The organism is Streptomyces sp. I05A-00742, assembly GCF_013055795.1.
GTDB lineage: Bacteria > Actinomycetota > Actinomycetes > Streptomycetales > Streptomycetaceae > Streptomyces.
In genome coordinates, this window is record NZ_JABETO010000027.1 from 1 (window position 1) to 15,663 (window position 15,663).

The window sequence follows — 15,663 nt, forward strand, 5'->3', positions numbered from 1 at the left end:
GGGAAAGCCGCATCGCACCGGAACCGGCACGAAAGAAGCGCCGTTCCGATCACGGCGCCCTGCGACCCAGTAATTGTTAGCGGCCCCGAAAACCCCTGGCAATCATGTGACCTACTACCCAAGGCCGTTCACCACCACAACCACCCCCGCCCATTCCCCGCACCCCCCGGCCACACATCACTAAACAACGCCGTAAGTGATCCACGCCCTATGCCCGGGCTCACAAGCGGCGGCCCGCAATCTCGGCGCACAGTGACCATGCGCTACGGATCGCGGACCGCCACAGGGGGGACGGATCGGCCGGTGCGGGGCGTCAGCTCCTGGCGGCGCGGGCGGCGAGCGTGTCCCCGCCGACCGCCCAGCTGTCGGTGGCGATCTCCTCGACCGTCACCCAGACGCCCTCCGGCTTGCCGCCGGTGACCCGTACGTAGGCGTCGGTCAGCTCGCGGACCAGCTCGCTCTTCTCCTCGGCGGTCTTGCCGGGGGTCTGCTTCACCTGGATGAGAGGCACGGCCGTGCTCCTTTGTCTGCGTGGGCGGAACGGGCCGGGCGGTCTGCCCGGCCCCGATGGATCAAGTCCATCAGCGTCGGCCGGTCCGCCCAAGGGCCGATCCGAGCTGACAGTAATCACCGATCGCGATCGGCGCGGCCCGGCCGTCCGCCCGGCGCCCAGCGCCCCCGCTTCACGGCGCGCACCCCGCGAGTGCGCCAACTTCCCGACCCACCGCGCCGGTTGCGGCGCATCGGCGGGGGTGGAGCGGGCATGCGGTCCGATGCCCACCGGCGGAACGGAGCCGGTGCACGGCATGGACGGTACGGATGGCATGGACCGGGAGGTGAGCGATGCTCTGGTGGGGGTGGCTGATCATTGTGGCCGTGGGTCTGCTCGTCGTGGCCGGCGCCCTGGCGGGCGTCCAGGCGCGCAGGCGGGCCGGGACGGTGATCGTGGTCCGGCGTGGGCGCCGGGCGGGCAAGGGAGGCACGCGATGAACGCGCTGATGCTCGCCTCGGAGCTGGCCAAGCGGCCGGTGGTGACCCTGGGTGGAGAGGCCGTCGCGGAGGTGAAGGACACCGTCTTCGACGCCTCGGCCGGGCAGATCACCGGGTTCACGCTCAACGGACGCGGGCTGCTGGCCGGCCCGCTCAAGCAGAGCCTGCCGTGGTCCTCGGTGCACGCGCTGGGCCGGCACGCCGTGATGATCCCCGGGAGGGAGTCGCTGGCCGAGCCCGCCGCCGTCGTGGCCTCGGGCGAGGCCGCGCACGGTGCGGTGCCGGGGGCGAAGGTGCTGACGGACGAGGGCGTCGAGGCGGGCAGCGTGCTGGACGTGGTCGTCGCTCCGGACGGCCGGGTGGTCGGCTTCCGGATCTCCGCGACCGAGGCCCTCGGCCACCGGGACCACCGGCGGCGCACCGTCTTCGTGCCCCGGGGCGAGGCCCTGGCCGTATCGGGCCGGGCGCTCGTCGTCCCGGCCGACGCGTGCCACTTCGTGGCGGACGACCTGCCCAGCTTCACCACCCAGGTCGAGATCTTCAGCGGCAGGGCGGCCTCCGGGCAGCGGGCGCGGTCCGCGGACCCCGCCGGGCCCACGGCAGGAAACAAGGAGCACCTGTGATGATGCTGTTCTCCGGGACCAAGGGCCTGCCCGTCGTGACGGCGGACGAGGCCGTCGAGCTGGGCACCGTGGAGGCGCTGGCCGTCGAGCCGCTGCTGGGCCTGGTCGGCCACCTGCGGCTGACCGGAGGGCCGGCCCGGGGCAAGGGCCGGCACTGGCTGCCGTGGAGCCTGGTGCGGGCGGCGGGTCCGGACGCGGTCATCGTCCGCTCGGCCGCCGAGCCGGTCGTCGCGGAGGAGCCGGACCACCACGAGATCCTGGGCAGCCGGGTCCTCACCGACGGGGGTGACGAGTACGGCACCGTGAAGGACGTCGCCTTCGATCCCACGACCGGGCGGATCGGGACCGTGCACACCACGCTGGGACCCGTGCCGGGTCACCGGTTGCTCGGGCTGGGCGACTACGCCCTCGTGGTCCGGGCCGACTGAACGGCCGGCTAAACGGCCGCCTGGCCCGCGGGCTGACCCGCGGGCCTGTTCGTCCGGTCCGCCGTCCGGCGCGTCGGACGGCCCGTCGACGGGCGCACCGGGCGCGGCAGGACCGCGTCGACGGCGTCCGGGCCCGGGGCCGCGTCCGGGGTGTCGCGCAGCCGGCGACGGGCGGCGCGCAGCGCGGCGGCGACGTCGCGCGTCCCCGTCGTGACGCACAGGGTGTACGTGACATCCGCGAGTCCCTGCCCGGTCGCCGGGTCCGCCGGCCGTGCGGCCGCGGCACGCTCAAGTGCCGTGTAGCGCTCGACGAGGTCGCGGAGCACAGCGGGGTGGGCGAGCAGCATGGATTCCTCCCGGAAGGGGTGTGGACAGGCGTACCGACCAGCACGCGCCTGCCCCGGATCCCACCTCCCATTCCGTTTTCCCGTCTCCGTCCCTTCCCTCTCCCCCGCCCTCCGGACAGCATCCGCTCCGGGCATCAGTTCCCGCCGCGCGGATACACGTACCGGTATGACCGGGGAACTCGCCGCCGTGGAAGAACTGTTGACCGGGGCCCGCACGCGCCGCCAGGTGATCCGTGCCTACCGACGGCTACGGGCCGGTGACGAGCCCGTCCGTGACGGTCCGTACGCCCGCGGCGCCGCCGCCGGGTACCGCTGGGCGCTCGGCGCCCCCGGCGGCGCCCCGGTCACCGGCGCCACCGTCCACGGTGCCGTGGACATGGAGACCCTCATGGCCGAAGTCGACGCCGCTGTCGTCCAGCTCGACGATCCGGCGCTGCCTCCCGACGCCGCCCGCCACACCCAGGGCGTGCACGACGCCCTGGCCTGGATCTGCGGGATCAGCGACGACCGTCCCTGACCGGACGCAGTGCCCGCAGGCTCAGACCGCCGTGAGCGTGGTCACCAGGACGTCCCGGACGGCGGGCCGTGCCGGGTCGACGGGGCGTACGGGCGAGACCTCGTGGAGGGTGGTGCGGTCGTCGCCGAGGAGGAGGCTGCCGGGGGCGGTGAGGGTGACGGAGAGCAGCGGGCTGCCGTCGGGGGTGTGGACCGAGCTCTCGCCGCCGGTGGCGTTGTGCCGGGCGACGGCGAGGGAGGACACGAGCGTGACGCCGTCGCGGTGCCGGCCCTCGGGGGTGGGCTGTCCTTCCCCGTCCGCCGTGGCGAGGACGCGGAACGGGTGGACCTTGGCGTTCCACTCGGTGGCGGTGTCCAGGGCCGTGGCGACCCGGCCCAGCAGGCGCAGGATGCCCAGCAGGACGGGGTCGGCGGCGAACTCCGCGGTCAGCGGCTCGAAGTGGCGGTCCACGTCGACGTAGAGCGGGTTGGTGTCGTCCGGCTGGACGAACGGGATGTGGTCCAGCGGTCGTAGTCCGCCGGTCGCGGGGGCGAGGGCGAACTGGCCGTAGCGGCGCAGCCGTCGGGTGCCGCGGGCGGCCGCGTAGGGGTCGGGGGCCAGGTGGTCCCAGTGGGAGGCGAACGCCGTCCACCGGCCGTCGTCGGTTTCCCGGGCTTCGAGGTACGCCCTGACCTCGGGGGCGGGGAGCAGGCACACTCCGTCGGTGGTCAGGGCGTGCCGTGCGGTCAGGACCGGGTCGGTGGGCGTCTTCGGTGCGGGGGATGCCGGGGTCGCGGCGGAGCCCTGGCGTACGGGGTCGTCGGACACTCGGTCCACGGGTGATCGCCTCCTTCGGCCGGCGGGTGGCCGCCCGCGCTGGGGCGGGCGGCTCCCGGTGGCCTTGAACTGCCCCGGTTCCGGGTGCCTCAGTCCCGGTCCTCGTAGCGGGACAGGGCGATGCCCAGGCCGAAGAAGGTCGGTGCCCATTCCCCGACGAAGATCCCCCAGCGGTCGGCCCGGGCGGTGCCCGCGGTCTCCGCCTTCAGGGATCCCGCCCAGGCCACCACTGTCAGGGCGATGGAGCCGAAGGCCATGCAGTAGGCGTGTTCGCTCTTCAGGCCGGCTTCGTGCAGCTTCTGGACGATCATGTTTGTTCACCACTTTCGTCGGGGATGCCGAGACCGTCCTTTCCAGCCTGCACGCGCCCCCTCCCGGATGCATCTCGGGCCGGGGAGGCATCGGTCGTGCCGGGGAGGTAGGGAAGGCGGGGTTTAAAGGAGAGGACGGCCGGCCCCTTCCGATGTGATGATCACCGGCGGTGGCTCCGCCTGCCACCACGGCCATCCAGCGCGTCCAAGGGGCAGTCATGCACGGAACGAGCCCGTCGGGTGAAGAGAGCGGTACGCACGATCTGAACGGCGCGCCGGGACGGGCCCGTCGCCCGTCGATACGGCTGGAGCCCTGGACGGACGCCCCGTCCGGGCTGGAGCTGCTGCGTCTGTGCAACGCCCCGGAGATGACGGCGCACTTGGGCGGTCCGGAGAGCGAGGAGCAGCTCGTCGCACGTCACCGGCGGTACGCGTCCATGCCCGGCGAGAGCGCGGGGCGGATGTACCGCGTCGTGCTGGAGACGGACGGCACTGCCGTCGGCACCACGGGCTACTGGGAGAGTTCGCGGGGCGAGGAGACGGCGTACGAGACCGGCTGGGGCATCCTCCCCGCGTACCAGGGCCGGGGCCTCGCCTCGGCGGCCGTCGCGGCGGTGGTCGCCGAGGCCCGGGCCGCCCGTGGACACCGGTTCCTGGACGCGTTCCCGTCCGTGGACAACGTCCCTTCCAACGCGGTCTGCCGGAGCAACGGCTTCTCCCTGCTCGGGGAGTACGACGTCGAGTACCCGAAGGGCTCGTTCATGCGCAGCAACATCTGGCGCCTGGACCTCGACGGGGCGCCCCCAAGCGGCTCCGGCGGAACGCCGTGACCGCCCGGGGGGCCGGTTCACCAGGGGCGGTCCGGCGCCTCGTCCGGCTCGGTGACCCAGCCGGCGGCCAGGACCAGGCCGGAGGCGCGGTGCACGGCCAGGAATCCGAAGGGCCGGTCGAAGCGGGCCGACACGTGCCGTGACCGTTGCGCAGGTACGCCCGCGGCGGCCATGCCGAACGCGGTGACGGCCGCCGCCTCGAACCCGCGGGCGCTGAACGCCGCCGTCATGCCCTGACACGCGGAGGAGACGGCCAGCGGGAAGGGGCTGATGCCCGGGAAGTGCCCGGAGGAGCGGTCGGTGGCCGTGCGCAGGCCGAACGGTTCCGGGTGGGCGAGCAGGTCGTGCTCGGCGCGGACGGTGAACCGAGCCGTGGAGAGCCGCAGCTTCGGCAGGGTGTCCCAGCCGACGGCGTCGGCGACGGTGACCCCCGGGCCCGGTGTGCCGTACGGCAGGGCGGATCCGGGGACGGTCGCGTAGTCCCCGGCGAGCACCGCCGGTCCCGCGGCGAGGACATCCGCGGCCGCGACCCCTTCGTCGCCCAGCAGCAGGTGCACGTCCAGCCCGTTGTTCCCCGCGACCTCCGCGAGGGTCAGCGGCCCGGCGGGGGTGTCCGGCGCGACGCGCAGCGTGTCGAGGTCATGGCCGGCGCGGTACAGCCCGACCAGCCGTTCCCCCTCCCAGGGGCCGGTCTCGGGGATGAGCCGGCTCTCCGAGAACGGCATGGTCCACTCGGTGCGCACCAGCAGGGCACCGGCCAGGACCATCATGAGATCCGGGCCGGCCGGTGCGGGCATGGTGGGGACGGCGCCCCGCGTGTGCCGCGAGGCCCACGCGTCCAGCTCCCGGCGGTCCCGCTCGGGGTCCCCGGTGAGCGCGCCCCGCACCCCGTCCGGCAGCCCCGCCTCCCACCCCCGGTGGAGGGGCAGGTCCTGCCGCGTCCACAGCCCGACGGCCGCGTCGACACCGTCCGCCGCACGCAGCGCCTCGACGATCCGGCGTCCCTCTTCTCCCGCGTCGGCGCTTCCCGGAAGGCCCAGGGCGCCGCGGAGTTCGTCACGGGCCGCACCGTCGGCGCCCGCCGCCAGCAGCGCGAGCAGCGGCTGGACGGTGGCCGCCGAGAACGCGGTCCCCCTGCCCGCGCCCGGGCCGACGGCGACGCGCGCCCAGGCGGACGTCAGGGCATTGACGGAACGTATCGATTCCTCCGCACCGGTCAGCACGGGATCGCTTCTCCTCTCGTCGTGCGACGGACTGTCACCGCCGCTTTGCCGGTGTCCTCTGCCGGTCGCCCCGTCACGGCCGTTCGAAGCCCAGGTGGCTCCACGTCACCTCCGCCCGTCCCAACGGATCGCCGGACTGCGTGAGATGGACGACGTCCAGTCCACACCGGCGGGCCGGGGCGGACGTCTCGTCGGCCGTGACGGGGAACATACGGCGAGGGCGTTCCGGTGCGCGGAGGTCGTCCCACTGGTCACACCGCGGCACTCTAAGGGGTGTCCGGAGGCGTCCGCTGTCCGCCGTCCCCGGCGGGGTGGTCCTCCGCGGCCGCGAGGACCGGTCACGGCCTGCGCCGTCGGCGACGGGTCGCCACGGCGTCCCGTGCCTTCCTGACGGTCAGGCCGCCGGCCGCGAGGAGCAGCCCGGACAGCAGGTTGCCGAACAGATCGTGCGTCACGAAGTCGTACACGGCAGGGCCGGCGCGCGTCACCGATGCCGGACCGCGCGCCGTACTCCTTCGCGTACGCCGAGGTCACCGACGTCCGGCACCATCCCCCGGCTACCGGCGTCGTGCGTGGCCGCCGCGATCGTGGCCGCCTCAGGGGCGGTTCGGGACACGGGCGGTCCGGTGCCGCTCCCAGTGTGCCCGGCCCGCAGGCGGAGGGGAAGCGGTTTCCGTCCGCCTCCTGTGCGCCGGACTTCCCGTCAGCCGTAGGAGATGCGGGAACAGATGTCGTCGTCGGCCGAGCGGGCCTCGTCGGCCACCCGGGAGGGCACTTCGGTGGGTGACGTTGAAGGTGCCGGTGAGGAGGACGACGAGGTGGGCGGCGCGGCGGCGTAGGACGTGCCCAGCGTGACGTCGATCCCCGGGGTGGAGGCGGGCCGCAGTTCCGCGCCCGGGAAGCGGTCGGCGACGGTCCGTGCCCGGTCCCGCTGGCCCGGCCCGTAAGTGACGACGGACGCCCCCTCCCGTGCCGGGGCGTCTCCGGTGCCGGTGACCGTGAAGCCCTCGGCCCGCAGCGCTCCGGCGGCCCTGGCCGCCAGGCCGGGGACCGAGGTGCCGTTGTGAACGCTGACGCGGACCCCGGCGGCGGCACCGGTACCGGCGGTGCGCGACGGGGAGGGGGCGGGCCGTTCGCCGCCGGCGTTCTTGCCGTCGAGGGTGCGGTCGTGCCGCAGCGCGTCCCACAGGGCGTCGGCGTCGGGCCGGACGATCGCCACCCGGTTGCCCTGGTAACGCCAGGGGAGGGTGGCGAACTTGGTGTCGTGCAGGTCGACGTCCTTGAGGGACATGGCGAAGGAGAGCAGTTTCCGGGCCGAGTCGAGACCGGGGTCGACGGTCAGGGAGCGGGTGGCGGCGTCCGCGAGCGGCAGCAGTGTGGTGGGGTCGAAGCCCTCGCCCTTGACCTTCTTGATGAGGGCGCCGACGAAGGCCTGTTGGCGGCGGATGCGGCCGATGTCGGAGCCGTCGCCCATGCCGTGCCGCAGACGCACGTAGTCCAGGGCCTTCTGCCCGGACACGGTCTGCGGCCCCTTGGCGAAGATGCGCTCGCCGCGCGACCCGAGGTGGGGGTTGAGGTCGCCCGCGTAGACATCGTTGGGCAGGCACACCCGGACCCCGCCGACGGCCGAGGTCATCTTCGCGAAGCCCGCGAAGTCGACGACGACGGTGTGGTCGACGCGCAGGCCGGTGAGTTTCTCGACCGTGTTCTGGGTGCAGGCGGGGTTGCCCTTGGCCGTGTCCCCCACGGAGAACGCCGAGTTGAACATGGCCCCGGACCTCGGCTTCGTCCAACTGCCGTCCGGCAGGCGGCAGGGCGGGATGTCGACCAGGGTGTCCCGCGGGATCGACACCGCCACCGCGTGCCTGCGGTCCGCGTAGACGTGCAGGAGGAACGCGGTGTCGGAACGCCCGACGTCCCCTTCGCCGCCGCCGAGCCCGCTGTTGGCCCCGGAGCGCGAGTCCGAGCCGATGACCAGGACGTTCCGGCCGCCGTGCCCTGCCTCGGGGCGGTTCTTGGACAGCCCTCCGGCGTCGAAGCTCTCGATGTTGCCGTCGAGCCGGCAGTAGAGCCACGCGGCTCCCGCGACGAGCAGCAGGGCGAAGGCGGCGGCCGACGCGCCCAGGACGCGTATGCGGCCGCGGCGGCGGCGCCTCGTCCGGCCGGTCCGCCGGCGGCCATGACGCCCGGCCTCCCCTGAGCGCGTCATGCGTACCCCTTCCTCCACAATTTCATGGTTGCGCAATATAGCAACTATTGATCGGGGTGAGCTTCGCGCGCCCCCCAGGGTGGTGCGTCCGCCGCACTTCAGGAGGTGTGTGCGTGGGTATGGATTTTTCGGGCGGACTGCCCAACCAGCCCTATTCCGGAGGGAAGACCCCGTGCCCGCCGCCCCCGCCGCTCCGTTCGGCCCCTGACGCTCTCGGAGCCTCGGCGGCTCCGCACCGGAGGCCGATCCGGAGCCGCGCAGCAACCGCCCGTCGCGACGACCGAGGACCGTCCATGCCGAGCGTCGACCCCACACGGATCGAAGACCGAGCCGACTTCGAGCACATCCTGGACCAGGGCCTGAGTTCGCCTCGGATCACCGAGGCACTGCGGACCGCCGGCGCCCCCTCCCCCGAGGCGCTGCGCGCCCAGGCCCTCGACGCACGCGCCGCCATCGCCGCCGCAGCGGCCCCCGAGTACCGCGCCTATCTCGACCTCCGCTCGGGCCGCCACCGCGCGCCGTCGCGCCTGGGGAACGGGCTGGGGGCGCTGGCCGTGATGATCCCGGCCCTCGCGGCCGCGGCGGCACTCGCCTTCCTCTGCCTCGGCTACGGGTTCATGCTGCTCGGCGTGCAGGCCCGGCTCGCGCACGGGCTGCGGACCGCCGGCTGGACGGCGGCGGCGGTCGCCGCCGCGGCGGTCGTGGCCGGGGTCGCCGCCGTGCTGTTCACCGCGGTCCGGAAACGCTCCAGGCGACCCGCGGCCGGCGGTGAAGCGCTCGCGCAGGCCCGGGCGGCCTGGCAGCAGGCCCTGCTGGAACGCGGAGTGCTGCCGTTCCTCCGTCACCGCATCGAGGCGAGGGGACGCCCGGACTGACGCCCCCTGAAGGCGCGCGCCGACGAGACGTACGGGCACCGCCGACACCCGAGGCCCGGCCGTGCGCATAGGATCACCCCGGGCAACACTTTCTTGCTTGCGCAACTCGGGAACCATAGAGTCCCGTCCGGCGTTGTCCGCGACGACAGCCCCGTAGACCCGATCATCTGGAGGAAGTTCATGGCAGTGACCCTGGCCAAGGGCGGCAACGTCTCGCTGAGCAAGGAGGCGCCCGGCCTCACCGCCGTCACCGTCGGCCTCGGCTGGGACGTCCGTACCACGACCGGTGCCGACTACGACCTGGACGCCTCCGCCCTGCTGTGCGACGTCCTCGGCAAGGTGCCGTCCGACCAGCACTTCGTCTTCTTCAACAACCTCCGCAGCCCCGAGGGTTCGGTGGTGCACTCCGGCGACAACCTCACCGGGGGCGGCGACGGGGACGACGAGCAGATCCAGGTCGACCTGGCCGCGGTGCCGGCCGACGTCGACAAGGTCGTCTTCCCGGTCTCCATCTACGACGCCGCCCAGCGCGGCCAGAGCTTCGGCCAGGTCCGCAACGCGTTCATCCGCGTCGTCAACCGCGCCGACGGCCGTGAGCTCGCCCGGTACGACCTGACCGAGGACGCCTCCACGGAGACCGCCATGGTCTTCGGCGAGCTCTACCGGCACGGCGAGGAGTGGAAGTTCCGGGCCATCGGCCAGGGCTACGCCTCCGGACTGGCGGGCATAGCCCAGGACTTCGGGGTCAAGGTCTGAGCCGGCCCCCGATCCCGCGGCCTGGGCTCCTGCCTGGGCTCCGGCCGGGTTCGACGACGCGCGCGTCCCACGCTCGGGCATGGGCGTGGGGCGGGCGAAGTCGTTCGAGGAAGGCGACGCGGTCGCGACAGGCTGAGATCATGCCTCTCAGCGGGCTCAGCCGTGGTCGTACACCGTCACCGCGATACCGCGGTCCGCCAGCCGCGTCCGGATCAGGGGCTCCACGCGCTCCCAGTGTCCGCCGGCCAGGCCGCAGCCGATGCGGGGCATATGGACCGAGGCGCCGATCCGGGCCGCCTGCTCGGCGACCTTCTCCAGGGCGGCGTCGATCGCCTCGTAGCGCACGGGAACGCCCTTGCTGCCGGTGCGTATCCCGTGCTGGCCCACCATGTTGGCGATCCATATATGCGGCTCCACCCGGACCAGTTGTGCGGCGCCGAGGCCGAAGTCGTTCCCCGCGCGTTCGCGGTGCCAGCGCCGGTACGCCTGTTCCGGTTCCGGCCAGCGCCGCGACAGGGCCAGGACGAAGCCCTTGCCCCAGCCGCCCAGGTCGTTGCAGACGTGCGCGATCACTTTGGGTCCTTTGCCCAGCGGTGTTGTCGCGTCGCCCCGTACATATGCGATCTCTGTTCCCATGCGATCCACCGTAGGCGGTGCCTCTGAGCCTGTCCTTCGGCCTCCGGGCCGGTCAGTCCAGCAAGGTGGTCATGAACACCTCGCGGTGGGCCACGAGCCACTCCTGAATGCGGTCCCACCGTTGCCAACCACCGTGCTCGGACAGCGCCTGTGTGTAGACAGGGTCACCGTCGGCCACGCGGTCGGCGACGAAGGCCCGGCAGGACGCGGTGGCCTGTTCAATGACCCCGGGCAGTTCAGCGCGCTGCTGCGGGGAGAGGCCGTAGCTGTCGGCGAGGAGTCGCAGTCGCCTCGGGACATCCAGCCCGGCCGGGTAGAGGGCTGCCGCGGACTCGGGATCGAGCATAGGGGCCCAGTAGCGGGCGGTCATGGCGAGATCCCACAGTGGTCGCCCGGGCGCCGCCAGGTCGAAATCGATCAGGGCCGCGGCACGACCGTCGCGGAAGACGACATTGTCCGGGCACACGTCGTTGTGGCACAGCATCGTTCCTCCCTCCGGGTCGGCCAGAGCCTGGGACCACGCGGCGCGGGGGTCCACGGTGATGGCCGAGTTGGCGTCGTGCAGGCGCCGTAGCAGGCTTCCCACCGAACGCAGAGCGTCCTCCGTCATCACCCAGCGGGGAAACGGCGGCAGAGCGACGTCGCCGGGGATGTAGGTCAGCTGCTCGCGGCCGTCCGCGGTGAGCCGGACCGGGGTCGGAGCCGCGTCGAAGCCGTGCTCCTCGAGCGCGCGGAGGTGGCCGTGCAGGGCGCGCGCGGCAGGCGGCGCCGGGCGTTCCACGAGGGAACCTCGACGGAAGACCGCGCCCGCGTTCACCATGCCGCCGTTCAATGCTTCGCCCTGTGCCGCCCCGGCCTCAGATGTCATGCCGATCAGGCTACCGGCAGGTCGGCATTGGGCCGGTTTTCCGGATGTCCGGGGCGGCCGGAGTACGGCAGAGTCGGTCGGGCACCGCGAGCGGGCCGAGTACCGACGCGCAGGGGAGCCCGGTCGTCATCGGACAACTTCGAGGAGCCCGTGTGGCAGCACGCACCGGCAAGGACTTTCTCGACCGGCTCACCCGCTCGCGCCCCACCGTGCACGTCCAGGGCGAGACCCTGACCGGAGGGGTCCACGACCACCCCGCGTTCCGCAACGTCGTCCGCAGCTACGCCGAGTTGTACGACCTACAGCACTCCGACGCGCACAGGGACGTCCTCACCTACACCTCCCCCACCTCCGGCGAACCCGTCGCGACCTCCTTCCTCGTCCCCACCACCCCGGGCGAACTCCGCAAGCGCCGCGAGGCGTTCACCGTCCGGGCCGAGCACAGCAACGGCATGCTCGGGCGCACCGGCGACTACCTCAACAGTGCGCTGATGGCCATGGCCACCGCCGCGGACTGGTTCGCCGGGGCGGACCCGGCCTTCGGCGAGAACGTCCGCCGCTATTACGTACGGGCCCGCGAGCAGGATCTGCTGCTGAGCCACACGCTCATCCCGCCGCAGGTCAACCGGGCCTTGCCAGGTCCTCGGCAGGCCGGCGGGGGTGTCGCGGCGCGCATCGTGCGGGAGGACGACAACGGCGTGGTGGTCCGGGGTGCCCGGATGCTGGCCACCATCGCGCCCTTCGCGGACGACCTCCTCGTCCTCCCCTCGACCGTGCTGCGCGGCACGCCGGAGGACAGGCCGTACTCCTACGCCTTCGCCGTTCCGATGGACGCCGAGGGGCTGCGGTGCGTCGCCCGCGAACCGCTCGACCCGGGGCTGCCGCGGCATGACCACCCCCTGGCCTCGCGCTTCGACGAGCCGGACTGCGTCGTCGTCTTCGACGACGTGCACGTGCCGTACGAGCGGTGCTTCCTGCTGGGGGACGTCGAGCGGTGCAACGAGCTGTTCACCCGGACGTCGGCCGTGGCGCACATGTCGCACCAGGTCGTCGTCCGCACGGTGGCGAAGACCGAGTACATCCTGGGCCTGGTCTCGCTGCTGACCGAGGCGATCGGCATCGACGGGTACCAGCACGTCCAGGAGGACGTGGCCGAGGTGATCATCGCTCTGGAGACGCTGCGGGCGTTCCTGCGCGCGGCCGAGGCCGACGCCGCCGTCAACGAGTTCGGGGTGCTCACCCCCGCTTGGGCCCCGCTGAACGCCGCCCGCAACCTCTACCCCAAGCTCTACCAGCGGTTTCCGCAGATCCTGCGGAAGCTCGGTGCCTCCGGGCTGATGGCCACCCCCACCGCCCTGGACGTCACGGGGCCGGCCGCCGCGGACATCGACGCCTATCTGCAAGCGGCGACGCTGACGGGGGCCGAGCGCGTGAAGCTGTTCCGGCTGGTGTGGGACACCTGCGTCTCGGCCTTCTCCGGCCGGCAGGCCCTGTACGAGTACTACTTCTTCGGCGATCCGGTCCGCATGGCCGCCGCGTACGTCGCCTCATACGACCGGGAGCCGTACAAGGCCCGCGTGCGTTCCTTCCTCGACGGCTACGCGGCCGCGGAGGCCCGGCCCGGGCGGGGGCCGGAATGAGCGGGCCCACCGCTCCCCCGGCGCCTTCCGTCATCACGCACTGGATCGGAGGGGAACCGGCCGCGGCCGTCGACGGCCGCGCCCTCGACGTGACGGACCCGGCCTCGAACAGGGTGTACACCCAGGTGGTCAGGGGCGGGTCCGCCGATGTCGCCCGGGCCGTGGACGCCGCCCGCGCCGCCTTCCCCGCCTGGGCGGCGACCTCGCCCCAGGAGCGTGCCCGCGCCCTGCACCGCGTCGCCGACGCCGTCGAGGAGCGTCACGACCGGCTCGCCGTCGTCGAGTCGTACGACTCCGGCCTCCCGATCGGCCAGGCCCGGCGCCAGGCTCACCGCGCCGCCGAGAACTTCCGCCACTTCGCCGGCGTGATCACCGCGCTCGGCGAGGACGCCTTCCGGCAGGGCGGGGCAGGTGCTGAACAGCTGAGCTACGTGGTCCGCCGTCCCGCCGGGGTCGCGGGCCTGATCACACCGTGGAACACGCCCTTCATGCTGCAGAGCTGGAAGCTCGCGCCGGCCCTCGCGGCAGGGTGCGCCGTCGTCCTCAAACCCGCCGAGTGGACGCCGCTGTCGGCCTCGCTGTGGCCGGAGATCCTCACCGCGGCGGGCGTACCGGCGGGCGTCGTGAACATCGTGCACGGCACCGGCCCGGAGGCCGGCCAGGCGCTCGTGGACCACCCCGGGGTCCCGCTGATCTCCTTCACCGGCTCGACGGCCACCGGCCGCCGCGTCCTGCGGTCCTGCGCTGACCACTTCAAGGCCACCTCCATGGAACTGGGCGGCAAGTCCCCCGTCGTCGTCTTCGCCGACGCCGACACGGAAGCGGCCCTGGACGCCGTCGTCTTCGGCGTCTTCTCCCTCAACGGCGAGCGCTGCACGGCGGGTTCACGGCTGCTCGTCGAGCGCCCGCTGTACGACGAGTTCGTCCGCCGCCTCGCCGACCGCGCGGCACGCGTACGCGTCGGTCCGCCCTCCGACGCGGCCACCGAGGTCGGGCCGCTCGTCCACGCCGACCACTACCGCCGCGTCCTGGAGTACGTCCGGAGCGGCCGCGAGGAGGCGCGCCTCCTGGTCGGCGGCGAGCGGCCGGTCCACCTCCCCGAGGGCAACTACCTCCGGCCGACCGTCTTCGCCGACGTACCGCGCGAGGCGCGCGTCTTCCAGGAGGAGATCTTCGGGCCCGTCCTCACGGTGACCGCCTTCGACGACGAGGACGAGGCCGTCGACCTGGCCAACGCCACCCGCTACGGCCTGGCCGCCTATGTCTGGACCTCGGGCCTCCGGCGCGGCCACCGCCTCGCCCACGCCATCGACGCCGGCATGGTCTGGATCAACTCCCACAACGTGCGCGACCTGCGCTCCCCCTTCGGCGGCATCAAGGCGTCCGGCGTCGGCCGCGAGGGCGGCGCCCGCGGCATCGACTTCCACACCGAGACCAAGGCCGTTCACGTCGCGATCGACGACGCGCGTCCACCGCGGTTCGGAGGAACAGCATGACCATCCGTCACCCCCAGGCTCCCGACATCGTCCGCGCCGCCTATGCCCAGCTCACGGTCACCGACCTGGCCGGGGCCCGCTGGTTCTGGGCCGACCTGCTCGGTCTCCATGTGCAGTACGAGGACGGCGACACGCTCTGCCTGCGCGGCACGGACGAACTGACCCACCACTCCGTGGTCCTCCGGCTGGGCGACGTCGCCGCCCTGGACCACCTCGCCTACCGCGTGCGTACCCCGGAGGACGTGCACAGGGCGGAACGGTTCTTCGCCGCGCTCGGCTGCCCGACCTCGCGCGTGCCGGCGGGTGGCGGCACGCCCGGCGTCGGCGAGGCCGTCCGTGTCATCGACCCGCTCGGCTTCCCCGTCGAGTTCTTCCACGACATCGAGCGCGCCGAACGCCTCATCCAGCGCTACGACTTGAGGCGCGGGGCCGAGGTAGCCCGGCTGGACCACTTCAACATCTGCACCCCCGACGTTCCCGCGGCGTACGCGCACTACGCGTCCCTCGGCTTCCGCTGCTCGGAAACCATCGAGGGCGACGACGACGAGCTGTACGCGGCGTGGATGTACCGGAAACCGACCGTCCATGACGTCGCCTTCACCTCGGGAGCCGGACCCCGCCTCCACCACCTGGGCCTCGCGACCCACGAATCCCACCGGATCCTGCGCGCCGCCGACATCCTCGGCGCCCTCCGCCAGGAACACCGCATCGAACGCGGCCCGGGGCGCCACGGCGTGTCCAACGCCTTCTACCTCTACCTCCGCGACCCCGACGGCCACCGCGCCGAGATCTACACCTCCGACTACTACACCGGCGACCCGGACCACGAGACCCACCGCTGGAACGTCCACGACGACCGCCGCCGCGACTTCTGGGGCAACGCCGTCATCGAGTCCTGGTACAAGGAGGCGTCCCCGGTGCGCGATCTGGACGGGGCGGTCCGGCCGGTCTCGGAAGGGGCGCGGGACGAGTCCTCCGCCCGCGTGGGCGCGGACGGGCTGGGCTGACGGACAGGACGGCCCGGAACGGCCCGGAATCAGCGCGACATCTGCGCGTCGACCGCAGCCATGACGGCCTGACAACGCGGCGGTACCGGTC

19 protein-coding genes are annotated in these 15,663 nt (G+C 73.0%); 10 read left to right on the top strand and 9 right to left on the bottom strand.

Annotated features, from left to right (window positions below):
* Nucleotides 1-313 precede the first annotated feature (313 nt).
* On the bottom strand, nt 314-511 hold the full coding sequence (locus HN013_RS34000; protein WP_171169157.1) for a 4-oxalocrotonate tautomerase family protein: 198 nt from the start codon (nt 509-511) through the stop codon (nt 314-316).
* 332 nt (nt 512-843) lie between these two features.
* Here HN013_RS34000 and HN013_RS22760 point away from each other — a divergent pair, with 332 nt between their 5' ends.
* The 3 genes from HN013_RS22760 to HN013_RS22770 are packed head-to-tail and all read left to right on the top strand — an operon-like array spanning nt 844 to nt 2,041.
* Complete coding sequence (locus tag HN013_RS22760; protein WP_171169159.1) at nt 844-990, top strand: hypothetical protein; 147 nt, start codon at nt 844-846, stop codon at nt 988-990.
* A complete protein-coding gene (locus HN013_RS22765) occupies nt 987-1,613 on the top strand; it encodes a PRC-barrel domain-containing protein (protein WP_171169161.1) in 627 nt (208 codons plus the stop codon). The genes HN013_RS22760 and HN013_RS22765 overlap by 4 nt, the downstream gene beginning before the upstream one ends.
* Nucleotides 1,613-2,041 (top strand): PRC-barrel domain-containing protein, encoded by a 429-nt coding sequence (locus tag HN013_RS22770; protein WP_171169163.1) that lies wholly within the window; start codon nt 1,613-1,615, stop codon nt 2,039-2,041. The genes HN013_RS22765 and HN013_RS22770 overlap by 1 nt, the downstream gene beginning before the upstream one ends.
* A gap of 8 nt (nt 2,042-2,049) precedes the next feature.
* On the opposite strand, the gene HN013_RS22775 is transcribed toward HN013_RS22770, so the two are convergent.
* Nucleotides 2,050-2,388 (bottom strand): DUF5133 domain-containing protein, encoded by a 339-nt coding sequence (locus tag HN013_RS22775; protein ID WP_171169165.1) that lies wholly within the window; start codon nt 2,386-2,388, stop codon nt 2,050-2,052.
* A gap of 166 nt (nt 2,389-2,554) precedes the next feature.
* On the opposite strand from HN013_RS22775, the gene HN013_RS22780 reads away from it, so the two are divergent.
* Complete coding sequence (locus tag HN013_RS22780; RefSeq protein ID WP_212764686.1) at nt 2,555-2,905, top strand: hypothetical protein; 351 nt, start codon at nt 2,555-2,557, stop codon at nt 2,903-2,905.
* Nucleotides 2,906-2,926: 21 nt separating this feature from the next.
* Here HN013_RS22780 and HN013_RS22785 read toward each other — a convergent pair whose 3' ends face one another.
* Both HN013_RS22785 and HN013_RS22790 read right to left on the bottom strand, forming a co-directional pair.
* Nucleotides 2,927-3,721, bottom strand: coding sequence for a 2OG-Fe dioxygenase family protein (locus HN013_RS22785; protein ID WP_312018689.1), 795 nt, complete (start codon nt 3,719-3,721; stop codon nt 2,927-2,929).
* A gap of 89 nt (nt 3,722-3,810) precedes the next feature.
* The gene (locus tag HN013_RS22790; RefSeq protein WP_171169167.1) at nt 3,811-4,032 is read right to left on the bottom strand and encodes a hypothetical protein; all 222 of its coding nucleotides are present in this window, start codon (nt 4,030-4,032) and stop codon (nt 3,811-3,813) included.
* A gap of 218 nt (nt 4,033-4,250) precedes the next feature.
* Between HN013_RS22790 and HN013_RS22795 the strand changes: the two genes are divergently transcribed.
* Nucleotides 4,251-4,862 carry a GNAT family N-acetyltransferase gene (locus tag HN013_RS22795; protein ID WP_171169168.1) on the top strand — a complete coding sequence of 204 codons (612 nt, stop codon included), beginning with the start codon at nt 4,251-4,253 and terminating at the stop codon, nt 4,860-4,862.
* 17 nt (nt 4,863-4,879) lie between these two features.
* Here HN013_RS22795 and HN013_RS22800 read toward each other — a convergent pair whose 3' ends face one another.
* From HN013_RS22800 to HN013_RS22810, 3 genes are all read right to left on the bottom strand, one after another.
* Entirely contained in the window at nt 4,880-6,085 is a 1,206-nt protein-coding gene (locus HN013_RS22800) for a serpin family protein (protein ID WP_171169171.1), read from the bottom strand.
* Nucleotides 6,086-6,158: 73 nt separating this feature from the next.
* Complete coding sequence (locus tag HN013_RS22805; protein WP_212764687.1) at nt 6,159-6,296, bottom strand: hypothetical protein; 138 nt, start codon at nt 6,294-6,296, stop codon at nt 6,159-6,161.
* A gap of 492 nt (nt 6,297-6,788) precedes the next feature.
* Nucleotides 6,789-8,294, bottom strand: coding sequence for an LCP family protein (locus HN013_RS22810; RefSeq protein WP_171169173.1), 1,506 nt, complete (start codon nt 8,292-8,294; stop codon nt 6,789-6,791).
* Between the two features lie 293 nt (nt 8,295-8,587).
* Here HN013_RS22810 and HN013_RS22815 point away from each other — a divergent pair, with 293 nt between their 5' ends.
* Together HN013_RS22815 and HN013_RS22820 are read left to right on the top strand one after the other, a co-directional pair.
* Nucleotides 8,588-9,169, top strand: a complete 582-nt coding sequence (locus tag HN013_RS22815) for a hypothetical protein (protein ID WP_171169175.1) — start codon at nt 8,588-8,590, stop codon at nt 9,167-9,169.
* Between the two features lie 180 nt (nt 9,170-9,349).
* Nucleotides 9,350-9,925 carry a TerD family protein gene (locus tag HN013_RS22820; protein WP_171169177.1) on the top strand — a complete coding sequence of 192 codons (576 nt, stop codon included), beginning with the start codon at nt 9,350-9,352 and terminating at the stop codon, nt 9,923-9,925.
* Nucleotides 9,926-10,081: 156 nt separating this feature from the next.
* On the opposite strand, the gene HN013_RS22825 is transcribed toward HN013_RS22820, so the two are convergent.
* The gene (locus tag HN013_RS22825) at nt 10,082-10,561 is read right to left on the bottom strand and encodes a macro domain-containing protein (protein WP_171169179.1); all 480 of its coding nucleotides are present in this window, start codon (nt 10,559-10,561) and stop codon (nt 10,082-10,084) included.
* A gap of 52 nt (nt 10,562-10,613) precedes the next feature.
* The gene (locus HN013_RS22830) at nt 10,614-11,429 is read right to left on the bottom strand and encodes a phosphotransferase family protein (RefSeq protein WP_171169181.1); all 816 of its coding nucleotides are present in this window, start codon (nt 11,427-11,429) and stop codon (nt 10,614-10,616) included.
* A gap of 152 nt (nt 11,430-11,581) precedes the next feature.
* Between HN013_RS22830 and hpaB the strand changes: the two genes are divergently transcribed.
* The 3 genes from hpaB to hpaD are packed head-to-tail and all read left to right on the top strand — an operon-like array spanning nt 11,582 to nt 15,572.
* Nucleotides 11,582-13,069, top strand: a complete 1,488-nt coding sequence (gene hpaB / locus HN013_RS22835; RefSeq protein ID WP_171169184.1) for a 4-hydroxyphenylacetate 3-monooxygenase, oxygenase component — start codon at nt 11,582-11,584, stop codon at nt 13,067-13,069.
* Nucleotides 13,066-14,565: an aldehyde dehydrogenase gene (locus HN013_RS22840; protein WP_171169186.1), complete on the top strand. Its 1,500-nt coding sequence runs from the start codon at nt 13,066-13,068 to the stop codon at nt 14,563-14,565. The genes hpaB and HN013_RS22840 overlap by 4 nt, the downstream gene beginning before the upstream one ends.
* Entirely contained in the window at nt 14,562-15,572 is a 1,011-nt protein-coding gene (gene hpaD, locus HN013_RS22845) for a 3,4-dihydroxyphenylacetate 2,3-dioxygenase (RefSeq protein WP_171169188.1), read from the top strand. Before HN013_RS22840 ends, hpaD begins: the two co-directional genes overlap by 4 nt.
* Nucleotides 15,573-15,663: the final 91 nt, after the last annotated feature.